The organism is Azonexus hydrophilus, assembly GCF_038368255.1.
Classification (GTDB): Bacteria; Pseudomonadota; Gammaproteobacteria; order Burkholderiales; family Rhodocyclaceae; genus Azonexus; species Azonexus hydrophilus.
In genome coordinates this window covers 550,679-575,982 of record NZ_CP151406.1, presented here as the reverse complement: position 1 = coordinate 575,982, position 25,304 = coordinate 550,679, and the positions used below count along the sequence as shown (strand labels likewise).

General features: G+C 65.9%; 24 protein-coding genes. 4 read left to right on the top strand and 20 right to left on the bottom strand.

Annotation, left to right across the window (positions count from 1 at the left end):
• Positions 1–34: 34 nt before the first annotated feature.
• From AADV58_RS02820 to AADV58_RS02780, 9 genes are all read right to left on the bottom strand, one after another.
• Positions 35–829, bottom strand: coding sequence for an ABC transporter ATP-binding protein (locus AADV58_RS02820; protein ID WP_341744032.1), 795 nt, complete (start codon positions 827–829; stop codon positions 35–37).
• A complete protein-coding gene (locus tag AADV58_RS02815) occupies positions 822–1,376 on the bottom strand; it encodes a hypothetical protein (RefSeq protein ID WP_341744031.1) in 555 nt (184 codons plus the stop codon). The genes AADV58_RS02820 and AADV58_RS02815 overlap by 8 nt, the downstream gene beginning before the upstream one ends.
• Complete coding sequence (locus AADV58_RS02810; protein ID WP_281981533.1) at positions 1,373–2,017, bottom strand: energy-coupling factor ABC transporter permease; 645 nt, start codon at positions 2,015–2,017, stop codon at positions 1,373–1,375. Before AADV58_RS02810 ends, AADV58_RS02815 begins: the two co-directional genes overlap by 4 nt.
• Positions 2,018–2,026: 9 nt before the next feature.
• On the bottom strand, positions 2,027–3,016 hold the full coding sequence (locus tag AADV58_RS02805; RefSeq protein ID WP_341744030.1) for a hypothetical protein: 990 nt from the start codon (positions 3,014–3,016) through the stop codon (positions 2,027–2,029).
• Complete coding sequence (locus AADV58_RS02800; RefSeq protein WP_341744029.1) at positions 3,013–3,435, bottom strand: hypothetical protein; 423 nt, start codon at positions 3,433–3,435, stop codon at positions 3,013–3,015. Before AADV58_RS02800 ends, AADV58_RS02805 begins: the two co-directional genes overlap by 4 nt.
• Positions 3,432–4,124: a DUF4198 domain-containing protein gene (locus AADV58_RS02795; protein WP_281981539.1), complete on the bottom strand. Its 693-nt coding sequence runs from the start codon at positions 4,122–4,124 to the stop codon at positions 3,432–3,434. The genes AADV58_RS02800 and AADV58_RS02795 overlap by 4 nt, the downstream gene beginning before the upstream one ends.
• Before the next feature lie 111 nt (positions 4,125–4,235).
• Positions 4,236–5,555, bottom strand: a complete 1,320-nt coding sequence (locus tag AADV58_RS02790) for a PAS domain-containing sensor histidine kinase (RefSeq protein WP_028993685.1) — start codon at positions 5,553–5,555, stop codon at positions 4,236–4,238.
• Complete coding sequence (gene nikR / locus AADV58_RS02785; RefSeq protein WP_028993686.1) at positions 5,530–5,994, bottom strand: nickel-responsive transcriptional regulator NikR; 465 nt, start codon at positions 5,992–5,994, stop codon at positions 5,530–5,532. The genes AADV58_RS02790 and nikR overlap by 26 nt, the downstream gene beginning before the upstream one ends.
• Before the next feature lie 60 nt (positions 5,995–6,054).
• Positions 6,055–6,498: an Rrf2 family transcriptional regulator gene (locus tag AADV58_RS02780; RefSeq protein ID WP_341744028.1), complete on the bottom strand. Its 444-nt coding sequence runs from the start codon at positions 6,496–6,498 to the stop codon at positions 6,055–6,057.
• A gap of 62 nt (positions 6,499–6,560) precedes the next feature.
• Here AADV58_RS02780 and ccoG point away from each other — a divergent pair, with 62 nt between their 5' ends.
• Both ccoG and AADV58_RS02770 read left to right on the top strand, forming a co-directional pair.
• Complete coding sequence (gene ccoG / locus AADV58_RS02775; protein ID WP_341744027.1) at positions 6,561–7,967, top strand: cytochrome c oxidase accessory protein CcoG; 1,407 nt, start codon at positions 6,561–6,563, stop codon at positions 7,965–7,967.
• A gap of 101 nt (positions 7,968–8,068) precedes the next feature.
• The gene (locus AADV58_RS02770; protein WP_028993689.1) at positions 8,069–9,034 is read left to right on the top strand and encodes an AAA family ATPase; all 966 of its coding nucleotides are present in this window, start codon (positions 8,069–8,071) and stop codon (positions 9,032–9,034) included.
• Positions 9,035–9,052: 18 nt separating this feature from the next.
• On the opposite strand, the gene speG is transcribed toward AADV58_RS02770, so the two are convergent.
• Positions 9,053–9,589, bottom strand: coding sequence for a spermidine N1-acetyltransferase (gene speG, locus AADV58_RS02765; RefSeq protein ID WP_341744026.1), 537 nt, complete (start codon positions 9,587–9,589; stop codon positions 9,053–9,055).
• Between the two features lie 115 nt (positions 9,590–9,704).
• Here speG and AADV58_RS02760 point away from each other — a divergent pair, with 115 nt between their 5' ends.
• Positions 9,705–13,028 carry a PAS domain S-box protein gene (locus tag AADV58_RS02760; RefSeq protein WP_051295198.1) on the top strand — a complete coding sequence of 1,108 codons (3,324 nt, stop codon included), beginning with the start codon at positions 9,705–9,707 and terminating at the stop codon, positions 13,026–13,028.
• Here the strand turns inward: AADV58_RS02760 and AADV58_RS02755 are convergent, their stop codons facing one another.
• Genes AADV58_RS02755 through AADV58_RS02740 form a run of 4 tightly spaced genes read right to left on the bottom strand, consistent with a single transcriptional unit; the run spans position 13,029 to position 18,602 of the window.
• Positions 13,029–14,450 carry a nickel-dependent hydrogenase large subunit gene (locus AADV58_RS02755; RefSeq protein WP_341744025.1) on the bottom strand — a complete coding sequence of 474 codons (1,422 nt, stop codon included), beginning with the start codon at positions 14,448–14,450 and terminating at the stop codon, positions 13,029–13,031.
• Positions 14,447–15,442, bottom strand: coding sequence for a HupU protein (locus tag AADV58_RS02750; RefSeq protein ID WP_341744024.1), 996 nt, complete (start codon positions 15,440–15,442; stop codon positions 14,447–14,449). The genes AADV58_RS02755 and AADV58_RS02750 overlap by 4 nt, the downstream gene beginning before the upstream one ends.
• Positions 15,439–16,929 (bottom strand): sigma-54 dependent transcriptional regulator, encoded by a 1,491-nt coding sequence (locus AADV58_RS02745; protein ID WP_341744023.1) that lies wholly within the window; start codon positions 16,927–16,929, stop codon positions 15,439–15,441. The genes AADV58_RS02750 and AADV58_RS02745 overlap by 4 nt, the downstream gene beginning before the upstream one ends.
• A complete protein-coding gene (locus AADV58_RS02740; RefSeq protein WP_341744022.1) occupies positions 16,926–18,602 on the bottom strand; it encodes a hydrogenase maturation protein in 1,677 nt (558 codons plus the stop codon). Before AADV58_RS02740 ends, AADV58_RS02745 begins: the two co-directional genes overlap by 4 nt.
• A gap of 164 nt (positions 18,603–18,766) precedes the next feature.
• On the opposite strand from AADV58_RS02740, the gene AADV58_RS02735 reads away from it, so the two are divergent.
• The gene (locus AADV58_RS02735; RefSeq protein ID WP_341744021.1) at positions 18,767–18,967 is read left to right on the top strand and encodes a hypothetical protein; all 201 of its coding nucleotides are present in this window, start codon (positions 18,767–18,769) and stop codon (positions 18,965–18,967) included.
• Positions 18,968–18,974: 7 nt separating this feature from the next.
• Here the strand turns inward: AADV58_RS02735 and hypE are convergent, their stop codons facing one another.
• The 6 genes from hypE to hypB are packed head-to-tail and all read right to left on the bottom strand — an operon-like array spanning position 18,975 to position 25,293.
• Positions 18,975–20,027: a hydrogenase expression/formation protein HypE gene (hypE, locus tag AADV58_RS02730; protein WP_341744020.1), complete on the bottom strand. Its 1,053-nt coding sequence runs from the start codon at positions 20,025–20,027 to the stop codon at positions 18,975–18,977.
• The gene (gene hypD / locus AADV58_RS02725; RefSeq protein ID WP_341744019.1) at positions 20,020–21,144 is read right to left on the bottom strand and encodes a hydrogenase formation protein HypD; all 1,125 of its coding nucleotides are present in this window, start codon (positions 21,142–21,144) and stop codon (positions 20,020–20,022) included. Before hypD ends, hypE begins: the two co-directional genes overlap by 8 nt.
• Positions 21,144–21,392: a HypC/HybG/HupF family hydrogenase formation chaperone gene (locus AADV58_RS02720; protein WP_341744018.1), complete on the bottom strand. Its 249-nt coding sequence runs from the start codon at positions 21,390–21,392 to the stop codon at positions 21,144–21,146. The genes hypD and AADV58_RS02720 overlap by 1 nt, the downstream gene beginning before the upstream one ends.
• A gap of 21 nt (positions 21,393–21,413) precedes the next feature.
• A complete protein-coding gene (gene hybE / locus AADV58_RS02715; protein ID WP_341744017.1) occupies positions 21,414–21,911 on the bottom strand; it encodes a [NiFe]-hydrogenase assembly chaperone HybE in 498 nt (165 codons plus the stop codon).
• Complete coding sequence (hypF, locus tag AADV58_RS02710; RefSeq protein WP_341744016.1) at positions 21,908–24,205, bottom strand: carbamoyltransferase HypF; 2,298 nt, start codon at positions 24,203–24,205, stop codon at positions 21,908–21,910. Before hypF ends, hybE begins: the two co-directional genes overlap by 4 nt.
• Positions 24,202–25,293, bottom strand: a complete 1,092-nt coding sequence (hypB, locus tag AADV58_RS02705; protein ID WP_281981592.1) for a hydrogenase nickel incorporation protein HypB — start codon at positions 25,291–25,293, stop codon at positions 24,202–24,204. Before hypB ends, hypF begins: the two co-directional genes overlap by 4 nt.
• Positions 25,294–25,304 lie beyond the last annotated feature (11 nt).

The window sequence follows — 25,304 nt, the reverse complement described above, 5'->3', positions numbered from 1 at the left end:
TAGACCGGTGGATTTTTCCACTCGTCAGCAAAACTCAGGACGACTCCCAGTCGTGTACGTGCAGATGGGCATGCGCCTGCCCCCCGTGCCGATGCCGGTGACGATGCGCCAGTCCGGCCGCCTGCAGTAGTTCAAGGTCCTGCAGCGCAGCCGTCAGCGGCCCGTCGTAACACAGGCGGCCTTCGCCATTCAGGATCAGCGCACGCTCACCCAGCTCGGCCGCCAGACTGAGGTTGTGCGTGCTGACCAGCACGGTACGTCCCGATTCGAGCAGGGTATCGATCAACCAGCCGACCGTCGCCGGATCCAGCGATGCACTCGGCTCGTCGAGCGCCAGGAAGGAAGGATCGAGCACCAGCAGGCAGGCCAGCGCGACTTTCTGCTTCTGGCCGCCGGAGAGGGCGAACGGCGCCTCGTCAAGCAAGGCCGACAGGCCCAGCTCGGCGGCCCAGCGCGCCACCCGCTGATCGCCATCGGGCAGGCCGAGTTGCCGGGGCCCGTAGGCAATTTCCTCGCGCACCGTCGGATTGAACAGCATCGCCTCCGGGTGCTGGAACAAGAGCACGTTGTCCTGACGGAAACGGCGGGCGAAGTCGCGCTGTCGCAGCAGTTCCTTGGTCAGCATGCACCCCTGCCAGGCAATCGTGCCCTGTGTCGGCTGCAGCAGTCCGTTGACCAGGCGCAGCAGCGTCGACTTGCCGGCCCCGTTCGGTCCGAGCAGCACCACCTTCTCACCGGCTTCGATACGGAAACTCAGATCGGCGAAGACCGACCGGCCGTCAGGCCAGGCGTAGGCGACCCCATTAAATTCCAGCAACGGCTCAGCCATCGAAACTCCCCCGTGAGCGCATCGCCTGCGCCGATTGTTCGGCACCGTGCAAAGCCTTTTCCATCAAGGCCCCACCCTGCACCCCGGCATGGCGGAGCAGGGTTGTCGGCTTTGGCGGTAGCGGATTGCGGCTGCGAAACGCCGCCCGGAAATCGTCGAGCAGGCGCCGGTAAACAACCACCTGGCCGAGCGTCAATGTCGCCACCATGGACAACAACGGCCAGCCGCGCAGGGCATCGAGCAGGCGCACGCGCTCGACCACCCAGAACCCCAGATAAACCAGCAGCAGCACCCGCAGGTTGATCAACAGCAAGGGCGCCCACACCGGTTGCGCCCGCCAGGCGGCGAGCAGCGCATAGGCCAGGCTGACGCTGGCGTTGAACAGCAGCAAGGCGAGCACCGCCCGCTTCAGTAACGACCAGCGTGCCGCTCCAGCCGCCAGCAGGGCGGCCAGCAGCCCGAACGCCAGCCACGACGGCTCGTGGATGAAGCTGATTGCCAGCACGGCACCGGCATAACCGGCGAGCCAGAGGCGGGCGCGATTCATGCGGCGACCCAGCCTTTGCGCCGTGCCAGACGCCAGACGAACAAGGTCAGCGCCGCCTCGCCGACACCGATCAGCAGATGCGGCAAGAGCACGGCCGGCACGGTGATTTCCGGGCCGAGCGGGAAGAACAGCGGGGTACCGTCGTCGCGCCGGGCTATGGTCGGCTGCAGGCCGAGTACCAGCGCAACGATCAAGGCCGAGACCTGCAGCGAAACGAAAGCGGCCACCGCCACCGCGACATCCTCATTGAAACGCGCCAGCGAGCGATACAGCGCAACCGCCACCACCGGCCCGACCAGGCCCAGGGCCAGCGCATTGACGCCGAGCGCGGTAATGCCGCCGGCGCCGAACAGCAGCGCCTGCAGCAGCAGCACGCCGCTGTACGCGAGAAACGCCAGGCGCACACCGAACACCAGCGCCAGCACCGCCACCCCGAGCGCATGCCCGGAGGTCCCGCCGGGCAGCGGCAGCATGATCAGCCCAAGCGCGTAGGCCAGCGCCGTCAGCATGGCTAGGCGCGGCACCAGCGTCTCGTCGAGCCGGCCGGCCAGCCCGCGGCCGGCCCAGGCCCAGGCAGCCGCCGCCACGCCCCAGGCGGGCAACCAGGTCTGCGGCGACAGGAATCCGTCGGGAATATGCATCGATCGGGGTCAGAACGTCAGCGAAGTGGAGAAGATCAGCCGGTATTTTTCCTTACCCTCGGCACCTTGCTGCGTACTCGATTCATTGAGCCGGGTCCACACCGGCTTCTTGATGCCGAGTGCGAAGCTGGCATTGTGCCAGTAGGCGCGCACCCCGGGCATCACATAAAGCATGCGGCCGCCGGTACCATCTTCGCCAACGCCATCGACGCGGTCGCGGCCGAGCGCCAGGTATTGCACTTCGAGCACGGGATCAAGGCGGAAAGCCTTGTCCGGCAAGGTCAGCGCGCGCCAGGACAAAGCCGCGTTGAGGCGATTCTCGGCACCGAACTGCACCCGCTCGCCATTGGCGTAGGTATAGGGCTGAAAGCGGAAGGTCGATGCTTCCAGACTCAAGGTCAGCGTCTGGCCGAGCATCTTGCTCGCGCTCACGCCGAACGACCACGCCGGCTTGCCAAAACCAAGCGATTTGCCGGCATCGATGCTGCCGTCGGCCAGACGGTGATTGGCACTGCCGGTCGGCAAGGTACTGCCGGCAAAAACGCTGAAATGCCAGTCCTCCAGATCATCGAGGCTTTCATTGGCCGGCGTCAGATGCCAGCCGTCCTGGTCGTAGCGGAAACCGATCTGCCCCATCACCGAGGCATCGGCCCAACCGCGCGAATCGAGCCCGCCCGACGCCTCGACCTTGGCATGATGCGGCACGAACAGGTAGGCCGAAAACCACGGGGTCAAGCCGTAACCCAGTCCGAGCATGGTAAAGCGGGCGTAGTCGGCGTTCGGCGCCGCCCAATCGTATTGCTTGAAGCGTGCCTCATCGACTTTCAGATAAGCCAGCACCGCCCCCGCCGGCAACACCGACGAAGACGCCGATTCGATTGGCGCTCCTGGCCCCTGCAGGCCGGCGGCCCCCACGCCGGCAACACCGTGGTGCGCCAGTGCCGGCTGGGCAAAAGCGGCCGCCAGCAAGGCACCGGCGCGCAAGACGGATGTGTTCATCGTTTTTTCCTCCCCAGGTAAAGCTGCCATAGCCCGAACAGGCCGAAAATCGCTCCCAGACCGCCGAGCCACAGTGCCGTCCGCGGCGTTTCGGCAACCGGCGGCGTCACCGCGAGCTCGCCGGAAATTGCCGAAATCTGCCGGTCGACCCCATGACCGTCGTCCGACCAGGCTTTCAGTCGCCACTCACCCGGTGTATCGGCAATGAACACCACCCGGCCGGCGACATCGGTCCGGCCAACCTGCGCGGGCGTCTCGCTACCGGCCGGATAAAGCTCGTAGGCCTCAAAGGCAAAGGGCTGAGCGTCGGCGTAGCGCAACGTGACCACGGTGGCCGTCGCGCCAGCGGTATTGACCTGGACCTCATGCGCCGTCGCCGTGCCAGCAAGCAGCAGCCAAACCACAAGTAGGCGCCTCATCGGGCAATCTCGAACTGCAGCGTCGCGCTGCGTAGCGAGCGGTCGGCCTTGCCGTCGGTCAGCGGTGTCTCCAGCGTCGTCGAAATCAGCTGCACGCCCGGATGGCGCAGACGGATCGCAATCCGCCCATCGGCACCGGTGACGCCGCGCGTATCGTCGCCATAGGCGACCGGCAGACCGGCAAGCGGTTTGCCGTCGTCGGTGACCAGCAGGCTCAGCTTGTCGCCGCTGACCAGCGTCAGCGGATCGCGCAGCGGCGTGATTTCCAGGCCCTGGCCGAGCGGCTGGCCGGCCGCCGGTAGCCAGCGGCCGATGCGTTTCACCGACTCGGCCGCATGCCAGCTCCGGAGCACGCCGCTCATCCCGGTTTTCGGTACGTTCCTGGTTTCCCAGGCGGTCTTCGTCCAGTAGCCGGAAACATACTGGGCCTGTAGCACGGCGCAGCTACCCGACAGGCGCACCGGCGAGCCTGGCGGAACGGTCAGCGCCCGCTGCCGGCCTTCGCCGTCAAGGCAGCGCGCGCCGACCACTCGCGCCGCATCGTAGGGGACAGTCTCGGCGCCGGCATGGGCGGAATGACGGTGGCCCTGGAGCAACACCAGTTCGTTGCCGTCGGCTTCCAGCCAGAGATCATGCGCCCAGGCGAACGAGGAGCAAGACAACAACAGGAAAAGCAGCGGAGCACGCATGACCGGGCAAGCCTTGTATGAAAATATTTACTATCTTCATACAAAATCCGTGCCCGCGCCATAAGTCATTGTGCGTATTCGATTTACGCTTCTACGCAGGACGCCAAGTGGTCAGCAACTTTCCACTGGCAGTGTCAGCGTGAATTCCGCCCCACCTTCCGGGCGGTTGGCGGCGCGCAGGTGGCCGCCGTGGCGTTCGGCGATGCCGTAGCTGATCGACAGGCCAAGGCCGGTACCCTGGCCGACCGGCTTGGTGGTGAAGAAGGGTTCGAACAATTGCGCCAGGTTGGCCTCGGGGATGCCGGGGCCGTTGTCGAGGAAACGCAATTCCAGTTTCCCGTCGGCGACCTGCCCGGTGACCAGCAACTGCGCATCGGCCTGGCCGGCGGTAGCGTCACAGGCGTTCTGGACGAGGTTCATCGCCACCTGCTGCAACTGGCCGGACGAGCCGCGACAGCGCAGGCCGGGCGGCAGGTCGATGTCGACCGCGAACTTGCCGGCAGCGCTCTGGCTGACCCAGCGGACGGCGCGCTCGACCACCTCGTTGACGTCGACTTCCTCGGGTGCCGCACGGTCGACGGCAGAAAAGCGCTTGAGTGCGTCGACGATGTCGCGGGTGCGCTCGGCGCCTTCGATCATGCCGTCGATCAAGTGCGGCATGTCGGCCAGGATGCGGTCGATGCGGAGTTCCCGGCGCAGTTCGGGCAGGCTGGCGAGTTCGCCGGCGTGCACTGCATCGATATAGCTGCCGAGACGGCCGGCGTAGCGTTGCAGCGAGAGCACGTTACCAAGCACGAAGCTGATCGGATTGTTCAGTTCGTGGGCGACGCCGGCCACCAGCCGGCCCAGCGAAACCATCTTCTCGGCATGCAGCAGTTGGCTTTGCGTGCGCTTCAGATCGTCGTGCGCCTGACGCAGGGCATGGTAGGCCTTGCGCAGTTCGCCGACCGGCCGGCCGGTGACCACCACGCCCATCAGCTTGCCGGTCTGCGACACGCGCGGTGTGCAGTTCATCGACACCGGCACCGTCGAGCCGTCGCCGGCACGCAGGAAGAATTCACAATCGTGCACGCCTTCGCGGGCGTAGCGGGCAAACAGGTCGCGGGCGCGGGCGCGCTCGACCTCATCGGCGAACAGGTCGAAGACCGGCGTGTGCGCCAGTTCTTCCATGCTTTTGCCGGCGAAGTGGCAGAGCGAGGGATTGACCTCCTCGATGCCGCCGTTGCGGTCGCAGACGATGAGGATGTCGGACATCGAGGCGAGCACGCTCTCGATGAACTGGTGCGACTCTTCAAGCGCGGCGTTCTTTTCTTCGAGGGCAACTTCGTACTGGAGGAGGTCGTTATAGACCTCGTCCATCTTCTGGATCACTTCGATCCAGGCCTGCTCGCCGCCGCCGGCGAATTCAGCGGGTGGGGCGGTAGTGGACATGGTCGCTGCCATGGGCGTCGTGGGCGTGGTGGTATTCGGCCTCCAGCGCCACCAGGTTGAGATGGCCGTGGCGCACGCCGCGTTCGGCGATCAGGGCGTCGGCAAATTGCCGGACGTCGGCCGTCGCCCCCTTGAGAATGACCGTTTCCAGGCAGTTGTCGTGGTCCAGGTGGGCGTGCATGGCCGCTACGGTCAGGTCGTGATGGTCGTGCTGCAGGCGGGTCAGGCGTTCCGACAGCTCGCGCTCGTGGTGATCGTAGACATAGGACAGATTGGCCACACACTGACCGGCCGGCTTGCCGCGCTGGCGATCGTGCTCGATCGCGCCACGAATCAGGTCGCGGACGGCTTCGGAACGATTGACGTAGCCGCGGGCAGCAATCAGTTCGTCGAACTGCCGGGCGAGCGAGTCATCCAGCGAAATGGTGAAGCGTTCCATCAATCAGGCTCCTTGAAAACACGCCTGCCACAATGCCGCCATTCGCTGGCGCTGGCAAGATCAGGGCGCTGGCTCGGGCAGCGGAATCATCCGGCCCAGTTCGGCAGGGTGGTGCAGCAGGTCAGCCAGCGTATAGCGGTCGAGCACAGCCAGCATTGCCGCCAGCGCTTCGTCGAGGATGGCCGGCAGGCGACAGGCCGGCATGATCCGGCAATGGCCGTCGCTGGCGAAGCACTCGACCAGCGCCCAGTCGTTTTCCGTCTGCCGGATCAGTTCGCCGAGCCGGATCCCGGCCGCCGGCCGGGCCAGCCGGATGCCGCCGCCTTTGCCGCGCACCGTTTCGATATAGGCCAGCCGACCAAGGTGATTCACCACCTTGGTCAGGTGGTTGGCGGAAATGCCGTAGGCGTCGGCGATTTCGCCAATGGTTGCCAGCCGCTCGGCATGTACGCCGAGGTACATCAGTACGCGCAGGCTGTAGTCGGAGAAGCTGCTCAGTCGCACCGGCACCCTCCGGATGATAAGATGCAAAAATTATACATGTTATACAAAACCCTTCGGACCCCATGGTAAAGCAATCCCCCGGCAAGCGGACCATCGAAATCAAACCGGTGCCCGACCCCAACGTCAAGGTCTACCCGCGCTCGGTCAGCGGCCTGTTCAACAACTGGCGCGTGGCCTTCGTCTGGCTCACCCAGATCGTCTTCTACGGACTGTGCTGGCTTCCCTGGAACGGCCGGCAAGCCGTGCTCTTCGACCTTGAGCAGCGCCGCTTCTATCTGTTCGACCTGGTGCTGTGGCCGCAGGACACCATCTACCTGACCATCCTGCTGCTCCTGTCGGCGCTGGCGCTGTTCCTGTTCACCGCCGTCGCCGGGCGCCTGTGGTGCGGCTACAGTTGCCCGCAGACGGTGTACACGGAGATGTTCCTGTGGGTGGAGAAGTGGATCGAGGGCGACCGACCGCAACGCATCAAGCTAGACGCGGCGCCGAACAGCCGCGACAAGTTGCTGAAGAAATCGCTCAAGCACGCCATCTGGCTGGCAATTGCGCTGTGGACCGGGATCACCTTCGTCGGCTACTTCACGCCGATCCGCGATCTGCTCGGCGGCTTCGCCAGCGGCGCCACCGGCCCCTGGGAAATCTTCTGGATCCTGTTCTACGGCGGCGCCACCTACGGCATGGCCGGCTTCCTGCGCGAGCACATGTGCAAGTACATCTGCCCGTATGCCCAGTTCCAGTTCGTGATGTTCGACCGCGACACGCTGATCGTCGCCTACGACGCACAACGCGGCGAAGCGCGCGGCAGCCGGGCAAAAAATGCCGATCCCAAAGCCATCGGCCTGGGTGACTGCATCGACTGCAGCATCTGCGTCCAGGTCTGCCCGACCGGCATCGACATCCGCGACGGCCTGCAAATCGAATGCATCGGCTGCGCCGCTTGCATCGACGCCTGCGATCAGGTCATGGACAAGATGAACTATCCGCGCGGGCTGATCCGTTACTCGACCGAAAACGCCGTCGAGCAGGGTTTCGGCCGCCAGGAAATCATCCGCCGCACCTGGCGCCTGCGGCCGATGCTCTATCTTGGTGCATTCCTGCTCATCGGCGGCGTCAGCGCCTGGTCGCTGGCGACCCGTGCCCCGCTCAAGGTCGGCATCGAGAAGGAACGCGCGGCGCTTTATCGGGAAAGCGACAATGGCGACATCGAAAACGCCTTCCGCATGCATCTGACCAACGCCAGCGAACAGCCGCGCAACTTCCGCATCGAGGTCAGCGGCCTGCCCGGGATCGCCATCAACGGCGCCGACCGGGCCAGCGTCCCGGCCGCCGGCATGCAGGAAATCGCCCTGTCGGTGCGGGTCGAGCCCGGCAGCGCCGACGCCGGCTCGCACCCGATCAGCTTCCGCATCAGCGACGTCGACAACCCGGAAATCCACGTCGACCAGAAGGCTTCGTTCTGGATGCCGTGAACCGGCACGGGAAATGCTTCGTTGACGGTGTCGCCGAGACGACTCAAGCCGGGTCGTCCTGGCTCCGTTAAATCAGGCAAGCCGTCCAGGAGGAAGTCATCATGGCACACACCGACATCCGACTCACCGTCGCCGAAGAGCGCACCATCTACGACGTCGCGGCCATCGACCGCGCCCTCGACGAGGCCACCGGCAACCGTAACGAAGCCCTGGGCGCGCTCTACGAAAAGATGAAGCAGCGCGGCGGTGGCCGCTTCCTGATCCGCCCCAGTGGCACCGACATGGTCGACGACCTGTACGACACCTGCCCCAACTTCGGCGAAGTCATCGACGACATCAAGAAGCATCTGGCGCTGGCCGTCGCCGGTAGCGAGCCGATGCACTTCACGCCCATCCTGCTGCTTGGCGAACCCGGCATCGGCAAGACTCACTTCGCCCGCGAACTGGCGGCTCGTCTGGGTACCGGCCACGAATTCGTGTCGATGAGTTCGCTCACCGCCGGCTGGATCCTCTCCGGTGCCTCGGCGCAGTGGAACAACGCCAAACCCGGCAAGGTGGCGCACACTTTGGTGCATGGCGACTACGCCAACCCCATCGTGGTCCTCGACGAGATCGACAAGGCCGGCGGCGATTCGCGCTACGACCCGATGGGCGCGCTCTACAGCCTGCTCGAACACGACACCGCCCGCGCCTTCAAGGACGAGTTCGTCGATATCGACATCGACGCCTCGCACATCCTGTGGGTGACCACGGCCAACGACGAACGCAGCATCCCGGAGCCCATCCTCAACCGGATGAACGTCTACGAAGTGCCGCGCCCCGACTACGATGCTTCGTTGAGCATCGCCCGCGCGCTCTACCGCGACTGCATCAACGAGCACGACTGGGGCTTCCCGCCCGAGGCCGACGACGGCGTCCTGGAACGCCTGGCCTCGCTGCCGCCGCGCGACATGAAGAAGCGCCTGCTGTCGGCATTCGGCACGGCCAAGCTGGAAGGCCGCAACTGGCTGGAAAGCCGAGACTTCGACCAGGCCCGCATGGGGCGCAGCCGCAAGATCGGCTTCTGACGACGGCTGGCGGCGACCTCAGGTCGTCGCCGCCAGCTCCTTGCGCCGGCGCAGGTATTCCGGCTGGAACATGGCCATGCGCAAGACGTCGCGGTATTCGCCGTCGACGAAGAATTCCTCGCGCAAGCGCCCTTCCTCGGTGAAGCCAAGCTTGGCATAGACATTCACGGCGCGTTCGTTGTCGCAATCGACGATCAGGTAGAGCTTGTACAGGTTGAGCACGGTAAAGGCGTAATCCATCGCCAGCCGCGTGGCGGCGGTCGCATATCCCTTGCCCTGATACGCCGGTGCGATGATGATCTGGAACTCCGCTCGGCGATGGATGTGGTTGATCTCGACCAGTTCGACCAGACCAACCCGTTCGCCCGCCGTCTCGGCAATGAAACGGCGCTCGCTCTGGTCGTGGATGTGGCGGTCGTAAAGATCGGCCAGTTCGACGAAGGCCTCGTAAGGCTCTTCGAACCAGTAGTGCATGACCGTTTCGTTGTTGTCCAGTTCGTGGACGAAGCGCAGGTCTTCGCGCTCCAGGGGTCGCAGGATCAATGATTCAGGCATGGCGCCTCCTTCAACAGATGCAAACCCGATTCTAACGCCGGCAGAAGGTGTAATCTGTCACCGAATTGTCACGCCACCACGGAACACGATCCTGTCTCCCACAAGCACCGACGCCATGACCACCCACCCGCACCTCCGGGGCTGGCTGTTGGCATTCGTCCTGCTGATCAACACCATCGTTTTCGCCGTTGGCATCCAGAGCCTGCAATACAGTCGGGAACGAAATACCCAGGCGGTCTACGACACCACCGGCAACCTGGCCAACCTGCTTGAGACGAATATCGCCGAAACTGCCAGGCACATCGATCTCGCCCTGCTGGCTATGGTCGATAGCATGGAGGCCGACCTGCGCAATCATCGCCTCGACGATGCCCGTATCGCCGAGATGCTGCGCGTACAGGCCGAACGGGTTCCCGAAGTCGATGCCTTCCGGATCACCGACCAACAAGGGCGGGTTCTGTGGGGTAAGGGCGTCAATCGCCAAGCCCCGGCGAGCTATGCCGATCGAACTTTCTTCGCCGAACACAAGGCGGTCCCCGGCCAGTTCATGCTGCTCAGCCCCCCGATCATCGGCCGTGTTTCGGGCATACCGGTGATCGCCTTTACCCGCTCCTATCGCCACCCGGATGGCAGCTTTGCCGGCGTAATTGCCGCCGCCGTCCCGATTGCGCACCTGACCGCACAACTGGCGCAGCTGAATCTTGGCCCCCACGGTTCCGCCGTCATCCGGCATGAAAATCTGGGACTGATCACCCGCTACCCGAAGGTCGATGGCGAAGCCGGACAAATTGGCCACAAGCTCGTCTCGCCGCAATTCCTCGACCTCCTCAATTCCGGGGTCAGTAGCGGCAGCTTCCATACCGCCCGTGCACCGGATGGCTATGAACGCTCCTATGCCTTCCGGCGAGTGCGCAACATGCCGTTCATCCTCACCGTCGGCATGGCCCCGCAGGACTATCTGGAAAGCTGGAATGACGAAGCCCGTAAGCTCGGTGCCTTCGGCGCCGTCTTCCTACTCGTCACCCTGCTTGCCGCCTGGCTGGTTGACCGCTTCTGGCGGCAGCACCTGCGCGATACCGAGCGCTTGCTGCACAGCCAGTCGCGCTTCCGGAATTACGTCGAAACGGCGCCGGTCGGCATTTTCATTGCCGATCCCGATGGCCATTACCGCGAGGTCAACCCAGCGGCCTGCGAATTGACCGGCTATCCGCGCGAACGCCTGCTCGAAATGTCGATTACCGACCTGGCGCCGGACCAGCAAGCCGAACAGCACGACGAACTGTTCGAAATCATCAAACAAGGCGGCCGCCACGACACCGAGATGAGCATTCGTCACCGTGACGGCCACGAAATCCCGGTTGCCATGCGCACCACCATCCTGCCCGGTGGTCAGGTCATGGGCTTCTGTACCGACATGCGGGCACGCAAGGCGGCCGAGGCCGAACTGGCAGCACGCGAGGCACTGCTCGAACAGATTTTCCAGGCATCCAGCGTCGCCATCCTGCTGGTCGATCAGCAGGGCCGCCTGACCCATGCCAACCAGCGCATGGCCGAAATGTTCGGCATTCCGCTGCACCAACTGATCGGCAGTGAGTATGTCTCGCTGATCCACCCGGACGAAAGGGAAGCCGGCAGAGAACGGATGCTCGCGCTGCTGGCCAGCGCCATCGACGCAGTCGATCTGGAACGCCTCTACTGGCGCAGCGATCACAGCGAATTCTGGGGCCATCTGACCGGCCGTCGCCTCTATGCACCGGATGGCAGCGTGCTTGGCCTGGTCGGCATCATCGCCGACATCAACGAACGCAAGCAGGCCGAGGCCGCCTTGCGTGAGAGCGAGCAGCACTTCCGCACGCTGGCCAACTCAGGCTCTGCGCTGATCTGGACCTCCGGCCTGGACAAGGGCTGTAATTATTTCAATACGACTTGGCTGCAATTCACCGGCCAGCCACTGGAACACGAACTGGGCAATGGTTGGGCGAAAGGCGTGCATCCGGACGACTTCACGCACTGCCTGTCCATCTATGTCGATCACTTCGATCGCCGGCAGGCATTCTCGATGGAATATCGCCTGCGTCACGCCGACGGCGAATACCGCTGGATACGCGATGACGGCACGCCACGCTACGACAGCCAAGGCGAGTTCATCGGCTTCATCGGCTTCTGCTACGACATCACCCGCGAAAAGGCCACGGCCGAAGAGCTCGCGCGTTATCGCCAGCATCTCGAAGAACAGGTTGAACAGCGCACCCGCGACCTGCAACACGCCAAGGACGCCGCCGAAGCCGCCAACGTGGCCAAAAGTGCCTTCCTCGCCAACATGTCGCATGAAATCCGCACGCCGCTCAATGCAATCACCGGCATGGCCTACATGATCCGCCGGGCCGGACTGAGCGAACCGCAAAGCGAGCGGCTGGACAAACTCGAGAACGCCAGCCGGCACCTGCTGGAAATCATCAATGCGGTACTCGACCTGTCGAAAATCGAGGCCGGCAAATTTGCTCTGGAAGAGAACCGGCTGGATATTCCGGCAATACTCAACAGCATCACCGGCATCCTGCAGGACAAGCTCCAGGAAAAAAGCCTGCACCTGGAAATCAGCCTGCCACCGGCACTGCCCCCGCTGCTCGGCGACCAGACCCGACTGCAGCAGGCGCTGCTCAATTACGCAGCCAACGCGGCCAAATTCACCGAGGCCGGCAGCATCACCATCCGTATCGAAATCCTCGAGCAAACCTGCCAGGACATCCTGCTGCGCTTCTCGGTCAGCGACACCGGCATCGGGATTCCTGCCGACACCCTGCCACGCCTGTTCACCGCTTTCGAGCAGGCCGACAACTCGGCCACCCGACGTTATGGCGGCACCGGACTGGGTCTGGCCATCACCCGCAAACTGGCCGCGATGATGGGTGGCGAAACCGGAGTGGACAGCGTACCTGGCCAAGGCAGTACCTTCTGGCTGACGGCCCGCCTGCGCATCCAGCAGACATCCCGTGAATCATCGGCGGCGCTCCCGGACAATGCTGCGGAACAGGAGTTGGGCAGCAGTTTCGCCGGCCAGCGCATACTGCTCGTCGAAGATGAGCCGATCAATCGAGAAATCAGCGTCATGCTGCTCGGCGACACCGGCCTGATCGTCGACGTCGCCGAAGACGGCTACCAGGCGCTAGCTGCCTGCGGCCGCCAGCATTACGCCTTGATCCTGATGGACGTCCAGATGCCCGGCATGAACGGCCTCGAAGCCACCCAGGCGATCCGCCAGGACCCTGCGTGCGCCGACATCCCCATCCTGGCCATGACCGCCAACGCCTTCGCCGAGGACCGCGCACTCTGCCTGGCGGCCGGCATGGACGATTTCATCCCGAAACCGGTCACCCCGGAGGAACTTTTCGCCAAGTTGCTGAAGTGGCTGAGGAAAGGACGCCAACCCGGCCTGTGATCAATGAACGGTGCACACCATGCACGGATCGAAGCTGCGCACCACATGCTGCACGGTCGGCGGCGCGTCATCGCCGGCAGGCAGGCCGACCAGGGCCTGTTCGAGAGCGCCGGGTGTGCCGGCGGCGTCGCGCGGGGAGAAATTCCAGGTGGTCGGGGCGATGATCTGGTAGCGCTCGATCCGGCCGCGCTTGACGCTCAGCCAGTGGCCCAGGCCACCGCGGGCGGCTTCGACCAGACCGACGGCCTGGCCGCTGTCGGGTAGCGGCGCCGGCAGACAGAAAGGTTCGCCCGGCTCGATCGCACGCAGCCAGTTTTCCATCGCCGGAACGACTTGGGCGACTTCGAGCATGCGGGCGACGATGCGGGCGGTGACGCTGCCGCCATGGCGGGCGACCAGATCGCGCAGCAGAGGGTGGCCGGCGACGAGTTGCCGGGATAATGCGCCGGTTTCGACTACCTGACCGCCGTAGCGCGGGGCCTTGCACCAGGTGTAGGCCTCGGCCTTGTCGGCATCGACACGGGTTTCACCCTGCGCCGGCGGCAAGGGCGTGTCGCCATATAGCCAGGAATGGCTGACATCTTCGGCAATCCTGGTCATATCGAGCGGCTGAGCGCCCGTATCGGCTTGCCACAGGCCGGCCGGAAACAGTTCGTAGGCGCCGTAGGACAGGAAACGGTCGGCGGCGCGACCGCAGCGCTCCAGCCCGAGATCGCCGGCGGCACGCAGGAACAGGGCGAAGTCGCCGTCGCGAGTCGCGGCCCACGCCTGCAGTTCGTCGAAGGCGGCGAGGCCGGCAAAGGCTTCAAGCGAATCGGCGAACAGCCTGCCTTCGAGGAAAGCGCGGAACTCGCGCAGCAGGGCCAGGATACGGATGCGTTCGGCAGCCGTCATCGCCTTGCTGCTGCCGCCCGGCTGCAGGGCCAGGGTGTGCGGCCAGCGGCCGGCCAGGAAACCGGTCAGGTTGAAGAAGCGGGCGCGGGCCTGCAGCCAGGGCGCGACAGCGCTGCCCTGCTGGGCGGTGAAGCGCCGGGCGACATCGTCGTGCCAATGGCGCCCGGCGTAGGCGGCACGGGCAAAATCGGGCATGAAGAAGAGGTAGAAATGGGTCAGGTGGTCGGCCAGGTTTTCTGTCGCCAGCACCAGCCGGCTCGCCAGTTGCCCGTTCGGCGGCGCTGTCACACCGGCCAGCGCAGCCAGTGCCGCGGCTGCAGCCGCCGATTGGGCGACCGAGCAGATGCCGCAGATGCGCGGCACGACAGCCAGGGCATCGGCCGGGTCGCGGCCGACGAGAATCTGCTCGAAGCCCCGGAACAGCGGCGAATTGACGCGCGCGGCGACAACCCGGCCGGCATCGATATCGAGGCCGATTTCCAGATCGCCTTCGACACGGTTGAACGGACCAACCTGGATGCGCTTCATTTGCCGCCCTTTTTCACGCCCGGCCGGACCACGGTGTGGTCGACGACGGCGTTGTCGCGCACCCGTTTTGGCGTTGCCGACTTGGACAGCGCGGCGAGTGCAACGAACCAGGCTTTCGGCATGTCGACCGGCAGGCCGACCGGGATGCCGGCCAGTTTGGGCGTCTCCTGGAAAGCATGACCGGGCGATTCGAACCCTGGCTCGGTACAGGCGATGCAGGCGTAGCCGCCCTTCAGGCAGGAACCGGCACCGTTCCAGGCTCGCGTGTTGCAGTCAGCGTGCGCCTGGGTACCTTTGCAACCGAGGTTTTCCATCAGGCAGCCGAGGTCGGAGTGCTTTTCGGCGCTGGCCTTGAATTCGTAGAACTCGTTGCGCGGGCAGCCGTGATGGACCAGTTGCTCGGCGTACAACAGCGGACGGCCAATTTCGTCGAGATCGCTGGTGCGCAGGCCGTCGATGGCCAGCTTTTCCAGGGTATCGACCACCCAACCCGGGTGCGTCGGGCAACCAGCGATATTGACCACCGGCAAACCGCCCTGGGAAACAAAAGCCTTGCCGAGCAATCCGCCCGGCGTGTCGGTGTCGTACTGCAGGCCGCAGGCCTCCAGCGGATTACCCGGCGTGCTCGCCGAAAACCCACCCCAGGCGGTGCAGGAACCGATGGCAAACACCCACTTCGCCTGCTCGGCCAGCCGCTGTACCCACTCGGTCAGCGGCCGGCCGCTGCCGGCCATCAGGTGGAACTTGCCGGTGCCGTTCGGGCCGCGCAGCATCGCGCCCTCGACGCAAAGCACATCGAATTCGCGGCGGCCGGCCGCGCAGTCTTCCAGTACCGCCAGCGCCTCTTCGCCACTGGCTTCGGACAGCGCCGGGTGCCAGACGAAGTCGATGCCGGCATCGCGCAACTCGTCGAAGAGTGGGCGCGGCTCGTGGCACAGCAGCGACTGGGTGCAGCCGCCGCAACCGCCGCTTTGCAGCCAGAGGACTTTCATTCGCCCCCCTGCCCTTCGTCGGCCAGGCCGTAGCGCGCCAGCTTGGCGCGCAGGCCGACGCGCGACAGGCCGAGCTCGCGCGCGGCGCGCGACTTGTTGCCGTGATGCCGCTGCATGGCCGCCTGCAGCACGCGCAATTCGAGTTGTTCCATACGCTCGCGCAGATTGCCGGACAAGCCGTCGGTCCAGCTTGCGCCGACGCTGCCGGCATCGACTGCCGGCGCTTGGCGCAAGCGCGGCGACAGCAATCCCGCGCCCAGGGTCGGACCATCGGCCAGCGCCACCATGCGCAGGATTTCGTTCTGCAGTTCGCGCACATTGCCCGGCCAGGAATACGCCGCGAACACCGCCAGCACCTCGGCGGCAAACCCGGCCACCGGCTTCTTGCCCAGCGCGGCACAGCTTTGTTCAAGGATACGCGCAGCCAGCAGCGGCAGATCCATCGGCCGCTGCCGCAAAGGCGGCACATGTACCGGGATGGTCGCCAGCCGGTAGTAGAGATCCTCGCGGAAGCGGCCGGTCCGCACATCCTCGTCAAGGTCGCGGTTGGTGGCGGCAATCACCCGGACATCGACCGACACCGACTTGTTGCTGCCGAGCGGGCGAAACTCGCCTTCCTGCAGCGCGCGCAGCAACTTGACCTGAAAGGCCGGGCTGGTTTCGCCAATTTCGTCGAGGAACAGGGTGCCGCCGTCGGCCTGCTGGAACAGGCCGATGCGGTCATCGACGGCGCCGGTGAAGGCGCCGCGCTTGTAGCCGAACAATTCCGATTCGAGCAGGGTATCCGGCACCGCACCGCAGTTCTCGGTAATGAAGGGCTTGTCGGCGCGATTGCTCTCGTAGTGGATGGCGCGGGCGACCATTTCCTTGCCGGTGCCGGATTCTCCAGTGACCATCACCGACAGGTCGTACGGGGCGATGCGACCGACCAGATCGCAGACCGGATCGAGTGGGCTGCCCGGCCCGCGCACCAGCGCGGCCAGGCCGAAGACCTTGCGCGCCTTGTCCTGTTTGCTGTCGACGCGACGGCGCAGGACCGGCTCGGCGGTACGCAGGTCCAGGCTGAGGCGCTGGTTTTCCTGCTGCAGACGCCATACCTCGGCGGCGCGCTGCAAGGTCAGCAAGAGTTGTTCGGGCTGCCAGGGCTTGAGCAGGTATTGCCAGATGCCGGCTTCGTTCACGCCGCTGATGATGTCCTCGGCGTCGGTATAGCCGGACAGGATGATGCGCACGATGTCCGGCCAGCGCTGGCGCACTTCCTTGAGGAACTGGACGCCGGTGGTGCCGGGCATGCGCTGGTCGCAGAGGATGACGCGAATGCCGGCGGTGCCTTCCTCCATTTCGAGGATCGACATTCCCTCGTCGGCGCTGGACGCGCAGAACACCTCGAAATCCTCTTCCAGCGTGCGCCGCAGGGCTTCCTGCGAACGCAACTCGTCATCGACGACGAGGACGGCGGGCAGGCGGCGCAACACGGGCAAGCTCATGCGGGAATCTTCCAGTCGAGATCGCGGTGCCGCGCCAGATGACGCGGCGTCCACGAATGCGGGCTTTTCTGGACGAAATGATAACGCGCGACGTGATAGGCCGGGTCGAAGCCGTAGAAATTGCGGCGCATCGCCGCCAGTTCCTCGTCGCGGTATTGCGCCAGCGGCTTGATCGCATCGTCGGCAGCGCGGCGGGCCACTTTGTCCGCCAGCTGGCCGGAGAAATCGGGTGCGTGCGCCAGTTCGACGGCCCGGCGGGCGACATCGACGGCATAGCCCGGCGCCGGCAGACAGGCATCGTAGAAGCCCAGACGCACGGCCTCGGCCGCCGCCATCGGCAGGCGATGGCGCATGATCGCCGCGGCGCCGTCGGCACCGACGCGCGGTGGCAGCAAATAGGTCCAGAACTCCGAACCGAACAGGTTGCCCATGTTCTTGTAGTGCGGATTGAGCATGACGCCGTCGCGCACCCACACCCGATCGCAGGCGCGCGCCAGGAAACAGCCGCCGGCCCCGGTGTTGCCGCCGACGGCGGCGACGGTCAGTTGTGTCGTGCAGCGCAGGATGGCTTCGGCCAGATCGTCGATGGCGTTGATGTTGGCCCAGGATTCGTCCGGCGGACTGTCGGCGGATTCGATCACGTTCAGATGAATGCCGTTTGACCAGAAATCGCCGCCACCGGTGAGCACGATGACGCGCACCGGCTGCGTCGTCGCCCAGCGGAAAGCCTCGGTCAGACGCCGGCACTGTGCCGTACTCATCGCGCCGTTGTAGAAATCGAAGGACAGGAAGCCGACGCCGTCGGCCGCCGACCAGGCAATGTCCTGCCAGGTCGGCTGCACCGCGCGCTGCCAGCCGGCCAGCGGCACTTCCGGCAAACCGGCAGCTTCCGGAAAGGCCAGCGTCGCCGGCAACTTGATCCCGCCCGGGCGCTTGACGTGGCCGATCCACACCGCGCCGTCGACGGTTGCGCGACAGACCGCCGTTTCGCGCCGCGCCAGCAACTCGCCCGGCGCGCCGCGTAATTCACTTTCCGGGTGCGCATCAAACAGGTGGCAGGGCGCACCGAACAATTCGTCGGCAACGCCGGGAAAGCCGTCGGCAGCATGCAGACGGGCAAGGATTTCTGCGGTCGACTGCGTGTTCCAGTCGATTCTCCGGTCGGCCTGGCGCATCAAGGGGTGTGCCACGCCGGGCACACGTTGGGCGACGAAATCGTCGGCGGCGAAACGCTCGACCGCCAGCAACACGGCGTGCACCGCCGCTTCGGTGACTTCGTTGCGGTACAGGGACGCCTTGGCCGCCGGGCGCATGGCAAAGCTCGCGCTGGCCCACACCGGGCCGGCATCCATTTCGGCCTCGGCCTGCAGCACGGTCACGCCCCAGTGCGGTTCACCGCGCTGTATCGCCCAGTCCAGCGCCGACGGACCGCGATCACCGGGAACACCCGGATGGACCACGAAACAAGGCAGCACCGACCACACCGACGCCGGAATCGCCCGTTTGAGGAAAGGCGCCAGCAACAGGTCGGGCCGGAAACGCGCCACCGCCTCTTCAGTGACCGAGTCGGCAATGTCGAACTCGACGCTGAGCTCGTGTCCGCGCGTGGCCAATTCGCAGAACAGGCGCTGCGTCAGGCTGTTGAAGCTGTGCGTTATGAATAATATCCGCATGTTATGTAGGTTTTTTTCAAAGAGGCAAAAAGCGTGAATCGCGCTACCACGGGGATTGCCGGCAGGCGCCTATTCATTCTGGGCACAGCTATGACCTTCGCTATATTTTTCAATCACTTGCATTTCGCTAGGATGCGAAAAAATGTTTCAGGGAGTTCACCAGCATGGCCGCCACTCAGCGCAAATCGTCCCGCCCCCGCGTCGCCCCCCGGCAACGCGTGGACTATGTCGCCGCCGTCCGCTATCCCGATGGCCGCAGCGACCTCTTCTATGTCCGCAACGCCGACAACCTTGCCGATGCCCGCGAGATGGTGCTGCTCGAAGTCGGCGAAGTACGCAGCCTGGTGCTTGCCGAGCGACACTGAAAGCACCTCAGCAGATCCGCGGCAACTGCTCGCCGGACAACCAGTCCACCATTCGCCGTCCACCGAAAGCCGTGGTCATCTGGACAAAATGATGATCGTCGGCGACGACCTGACCAATGATGGCTGCCGCCTGCCCAAGCGGGTGAGCCCGCATGACCGATAACAGCATTTCCGCGTCTTTTTCGCCACAGATGGCGACCAATTTCCCCTCGTTCGCTACATAAAGCGGATCCAGCCCGAGCAACTCGCAGGCCGCGTTGACCGCCGGTTTCACCGGCAGCGCCTTCTCCTGCAGCATCATGCCGACGCCCGACTGACGGGCAATCTCGTTCAGCGTCGTGGCCAGCCCGCCGCGCGTCGGGTCGCGTAACACACGAAGATCGGCACCACTGACCAGCAGCGTTTCAATCAATCCGTGCAATGCCGCCGTATCGGAAATGATAGGCGAGTCAAAGCCCAGGCTCTCGCGCTCGGCCATGATCGCCATGCCGTGGTCGCCGAGCGTGCCGGAAACCAGAATCACATCGCCCGGCCGCGCCCGCCGCCCGGACAGTTCTCGTCCCGGCGGCACGATACCGACACCGGTGGTGGTGATGAACACCCCGTCGCCCTTGCCACGCTCGACCACCTTGGTGTCGCCGGTCACCACCGGCACCCCGGCGGCGCTCGCCGCCGCCGCCATGCTCTGCACGATGCGGGCGAGGTCGCCGAGGGGGAAGCCCTCTTCGAGGATGAAGCTGGCCGCCAGATAAAGCGGTCTGGCGCCCATCACCGCGACGTCGTTGACCGTACCATGCACCGACAGGCAGCCGATGTCGCCGCCCGGGAAGAACAGCGGCGAGACGACGTGGGCGTCGGTCGCCATGACCAGCCGGCCTTCGCCCGGCAGTGGCAGCACGGCGCCGTCGTCGCCTTGGCCGAGGTATTCGTTGCCGAGGTGGCGGGCGAAAAGTTCGTCGATCAGCTGCGCCATTGCCCGGCCGCCGGAACCGTGAGCCAGGTCGACCTGGCCGTGCTTGAGGTCGAGGGGGCGGATATAGAGTTTGCGAGTTTCAGACATCCTTGTACCGTCCATAGGTGTAGTGCGCCGCACAGGCGCCTTCCGAACTGACCATGCACGACCCCACCGGATTCTCCGGCGTACACACCGTCCCGAAGATCTTGCAGTCCTGCGGCCGCTTGACTCCGCGCAAAATCGCCCCGCACTCACAAGCCTTGTGATCCGCTACTGACTCATAACGAACCGGAAAGCGCTTCTCCGCGTCAAATTCGGCGAACGTGCCGCGAATGCGCAGCGCCGAATACGGCAAAACGTTTAAGCCCCGCCATTCGAAGTGCTTGCGCATTTCGAAGACCTCGGCGACCAAGGCCTGCGCCTTCAGGTTGCCCTCGCGGTCGACGGCGCGCGAGAACTCGTTTTCGACTTCGGCGCGGCCTTCGTTGACCTGGCGGATGAGCATGCGGATCGCCTGCATCACGTCGAGCGGTTCGAAGCCGGCGATGACCACGGGCTTGCGGTACTCCTCGGCGAAGAATTCGTAGGGCCGGCTGCCGATGATCGTCGACACGTGCGCCGGGCCGACGAAGCCGTCGAGCGGCACGGTACCCCACTGGCGCACTTCCGGCGATTCGAGGATGCTGGAGATCGCCGACGGCGTCAGCACGTGGCAGCAGAGCACCGAGAAATTCTTCAGGCCGAGCGCGGCGGCCTGCTTGATCGCTACTGCGGTGGGCGGCGTCGTCGTTTCGAAGCCGATGGCGAAGAAGACGACCTGTTTGTCCGGGTTTTTCTGCGCCAGCGTGACAGCGTCGGCACTCGAATAGACCATGCGGATGTCGCCACCTTTGGCCTTGGCCCGGAGCAGCGACAAGCCGTCGGAGGCCGGCACGCGCAGGCAGTCGCCGTAGGTGCATAGCGTCACGCCCTCGTCGAGGGCCAGGCGGATGGCCTGGTCGACGCGGCCGATCGGCAGCACACAGACCGGGCAGCCGGGGCCGTGGATCATGCGCACGTTGGCCGGCAGCAGGTCGGAGACGCCGTAGCGCGAGATGGCGTGGGTGTGGCCGCCGCAGAATTCCATGAAATGGTAGTTGCGGGTGGGATCGGCCTCGGCGCGGATGCTGGCGGCGATCTTCTGCGCTACCTCGCCGTCGCGGAATTCATCGATGTACTTCATCAGTGCAGCGTCAGTCCGTCGCCATCGGCGGTCAGTTGTCCCATTTCGGCGAAGAGCTTGAGCGTCTGCTCGGCTTCTTCCGGGTCGAGCTTGTTCAGCGCAAAGCCGACATGGACGATGACGTAGTCGCCAACGGCGACGCCTTCGACCAGCGACAGCGAGATTTCCTTGCGCACGCCGGCAAGATCGACGACGGCGTTGTCGCCGTCGCGCAGTTCGACGACCTGGGCGGGAATCGCTAGACACATGGGGCTTCCTTTCGGGGGAGTTCAACCGCGCCCGGCCAGGCGACGGAAGAAGCCGCGCCGGTCGACCGGCGGCGGCTCGGAGTTCATCGGCACCGGCACCTGAGCCGGCGGTTCGAAAAGCAGGTGCAGCGCGTCCATCGCGGTGCGCAGCGCGGCGTCCTGATCGGCGAGTTCGTCAACCGGCGCCAGGATGGTGGCGAAGAAGCTTGCCGGCAGGTCGGCGTCGTCGCTGCGTTCGCTGATCAGGTCGAGATCGCCGGCCGGGAAGCCGACGCGCAGCGTCTGCTCGGACGGCAGCTCGCGCCACAGTTCGCCGCCGCCGGGGAGCAGCAGCAGGTGGATGAACCAGGGGGTGACGACAGCGCCGATCCAGTCGCCGCGATAGCGACGAAAACCGGCGATATCGACACTGAGGCCGGGATGGCCTGAGGCCAGCGTTTCCTGCCAGCGCCGATAGCGGGCGAGCACGCGCGGCGCCGGGTTGTCGGTGTGGATGGCGGCGTTGGCCAGGTCGTTCATGCCTTCTCTCCATTCATCCGCCGCGCGACCCAGGCCTGGCCCAGCGCCAGGCCGCCGTCGCCGGCAGGGACGGCGCGCGCTTCGAGGACTTCGACACCGCCCGCCGTCAAACGGTGGCGCAGCGCGTCGAGGAGGATCGCGTTCGCTGCGCAGCCGCCGCCAACCGCCATTTTCGCAAGTTTTTCGCGGTGGACCGCAAGCATCGCCCACTCGGCGAGGCCGGCGGCGACGGTGGCGTGGAACAGCGCGGCGCCTTGTCCGGCAGCGCGGCAGCCGAGCAGCGCCGGCAGCAGCGGCGAGAAGTCGAGGATATCGCCGGCTATCCGCCAGCCGCCGACCAGTGGCTCGACCGGGCCGTGCGCCGCCGCCCGGCCTTCGAGTTCCATCGCCGCCTGGCCTTCGTAGCGCGAAACGTCGCGCACGCCGAGCAGACCGGCGGCGGCGTCGAACCAGCGACCGAGGCTGGACGTCGGCGGGCAGCGCAGTTGCCGGTCGAGCAGCGTCAGCAACGGGCCGGCCTCGCGTTCCGGCCAAGTCCGTGCCAGCCAGCCAGCGACCTGATCGCCAAAGCCGGCGCCGTGCAGCGCGGCAATTGCCATCCGCCACGGCTCGCGCGCCGCGCGGTCGCCGCCGGGCAGCGCCAGCGGGCGCAAGTGGCCGAGGCGACGGCAGTCGGCGCCGTCGACGCGCAGCAGTTCGCCGCCCCAGGCGCCGCCGTCGGGGCCGAGGCCGACGCCGTCGAGCGCCAGCCCCAATAGCGGGCCGTTGACGCCGTGTTCGGCGCAGATCGCGCCAATATGCGCGTGATGATGGCCGACGGCGCGCGTCGGTACGCCGAGTTCGCCGGCCAGGCGCAGGGCCAGCGCGGTCGACGCGTAGTCGGGGTGCAGGTCGTGGGCGATCAGCGCCGGTTGGACGTCGAGTACGGCGAGCAGATGGGCGACGGTTTCTTCGAGGAAAGCCAGCGTCGCCGCGTTGTCGAGGCTGCCGATGTGCTGCGAAACGAAAGCCTGGCGCCCACGCAGCACGCAGACGGCGTTCTTCAGGTGGGCACCGAGTGCCAGCACCGGCGGGCCGTCGTCGGCGAGCGGGATGGGCAGCGGCACGTAACCGCGCGCCCGGCGCAGGAAGGCCGGCGCGCCATCGGCCACGCGCACCACCGAATCGTCACAGCGGACGACGATGTCGCGGTCGTGCACCAGGAAGGCATCAGCGATGCCGTTCAGGCGTTGCAAGGCTTCGGCGTTGCCGATGACCAGCGGTTCGCCCTGCGGGTTGGCACTGGTCATCACCAGCAGCAGGTCATTTTCCTCGGTGAGCCAGGCGGTGCCGGCGGGACGGCCGGCGGCTTCGTGCCAGATCAGCAGGTGTAAAGGCGTCGCCGGGCGCATGACGCCGAGCCAGGGCAGGCCGGGGGCGACGCCGGTGAGTTCGGCGGCGCCCTTGCGGCAGAGGACGATGGGCGCGGCGACATCGGCGAACAGCGCCCGCTCGCCATCGCCGAACTCGGCAAAAGCAGCCAGCGCGCCGGGGTTGAGGCCCATCACCGCGAAGGGCTTGGCCTCGCGCGCCTTGCGCCGGCGCAGTTCGGCGACGGCGTCGGCATTGCGCGCGTCGCAGGCGAGGTGAAAGCCGCCCAGACCCTTGATCGCGACAATGCGGCCGGCGCGCAGCAGGGCGAGCGTGGCGGCAATCGGATCGTCACCGCCAACTGCGAGATCGACGCCATTTTCATCGAACAGCCGCAACTGCGGTCCGCAGTCGGGACAACAGGTGGTTTCGGCGTGAAAGCGTCGGTCGGCGGGGTCGGTGTATTCGCTCGTGCACGGCGCGCACAGCGGAAAAGCGGCCAGGCTGGTACGGGCGCGGTCGTAGGGAATGCCGGCGCTGACGGTATAGCGCGGGCCGCAGTGGGTGCAGGTGGTGAAGGCGTAGCGCCAGCGGCGGCCCTCGGGGTCGCAGAGGTCGGCGATGCAGGCCGGGCAGATGGCAGCGTCCGGGCCGATGGCGGTACGCACCGCGCCGGCGACGCTGTCGCGGATGACGAAACCGGGCGCCGGGCGTTCGTCGCTGGCACTGCTGTCGATGGCGTCGATGCGGGCGAGCGGCGGGATTTCGCGCGGCAGGCGGGCGAGGAAGTCGTCGAGCCGCGCGCCGGCGGCGAGCAGCGTGACGCCGGCGCCGTCGTTGCGCACCCAGCCGGCGATGCCGAGTTCGCCGGCCAGCCGCCAGACGTAGGGGCGAAAGCCGACGCCCTGGACGAGGCCGCGGATGTGCAGCAGGCGAGCGCTCACTTGGCCGCCAGTTGTCGCTCCAGGTCGGCGATGCGCGCCTTCAGCGCGGCGACGTTGTCGGCCAGACGGGCGCGCTGGCCGGCGACGCCGGCTTCGATCCAGGCCAGCCAGTCGGCCATGCCCTCACCGCTGGTCGCCGAGACACGGAACACGGTCAGCTTCGGATTGACGCGGCGGGCGTTGGCTTCGGCGAGGTCGGCGTCGAACTGCAGGTAGGGCAGCAGGTCGCACTTGTTGAGCAGCATCACGTCGGCGGCGGCGAACATGTCCGGGTACTTGAGCGGCTTGTCCTCGCCCTCGGTGACCGAGAGGATCGCCACCTTGTGCTGCTCGCCGAGGTCGAAGGCGGCCGGGCAGACGAGGTTGCCGACGTTCTCGATCAGGAACAGCGAGCCGTCGGCCGGCTGCAGGCGTTCCATGGCGTGGCCGACCATGTGCGCGTCGAGGTGGCAGCCCTTGCCGGTGTTGATCTGTAGCGCCGGGGCGCCGGTGGCGCGGATGCGCTCGGCGTCGTTGGTCGTCTGCTGGTCACCCTCGACGACGGCAATGGCCAGCCGCGCCTGCAAGGCCTCGATGGTCTTGACCAGCAGCGTCGTCTTGCCCGAGCCCGGACTGGAGACGAGGTTGAGCGCGAAGACGCCGTGCTCGTCGAACCAGGCGCGGTTCTTGGCGGCGTAGCCGTCGTTCTTGGACAGGATGTCGCGCTCGATCTGCACCATGCGCGCCTGGCTCATGCCGGGAACGTGGGCGCGCGCCGGGCCGCTACCGTAGTCGAGGTCGCCGTGGTGGTGGTGATCGTGACTGTGTCCGTGCTCGCCAGGCGCCGCCTTCTGCGGCCGGTAGCCGTGGTCGTGCGGGTGGGCGTGTTCGCCGTGATGGACGTGTTCGTGCACATGCGTCGTGCCGTCGGCGTGCGTATGGGCATGGCCGTGGGCATCGGCAATCTCGCCATCGTGGCTGTGCGCATGCTCGTGATCGTGCGCATGGCCGTGCTCATGCACCGTGCCGTCGGCATGGACATGGCGGTGCGCGTGCGCTTCGCCCTCGATTTTCACTTCGCCGTCACCGCAGCCGCAAACTGTACACATCATGGGTCTCC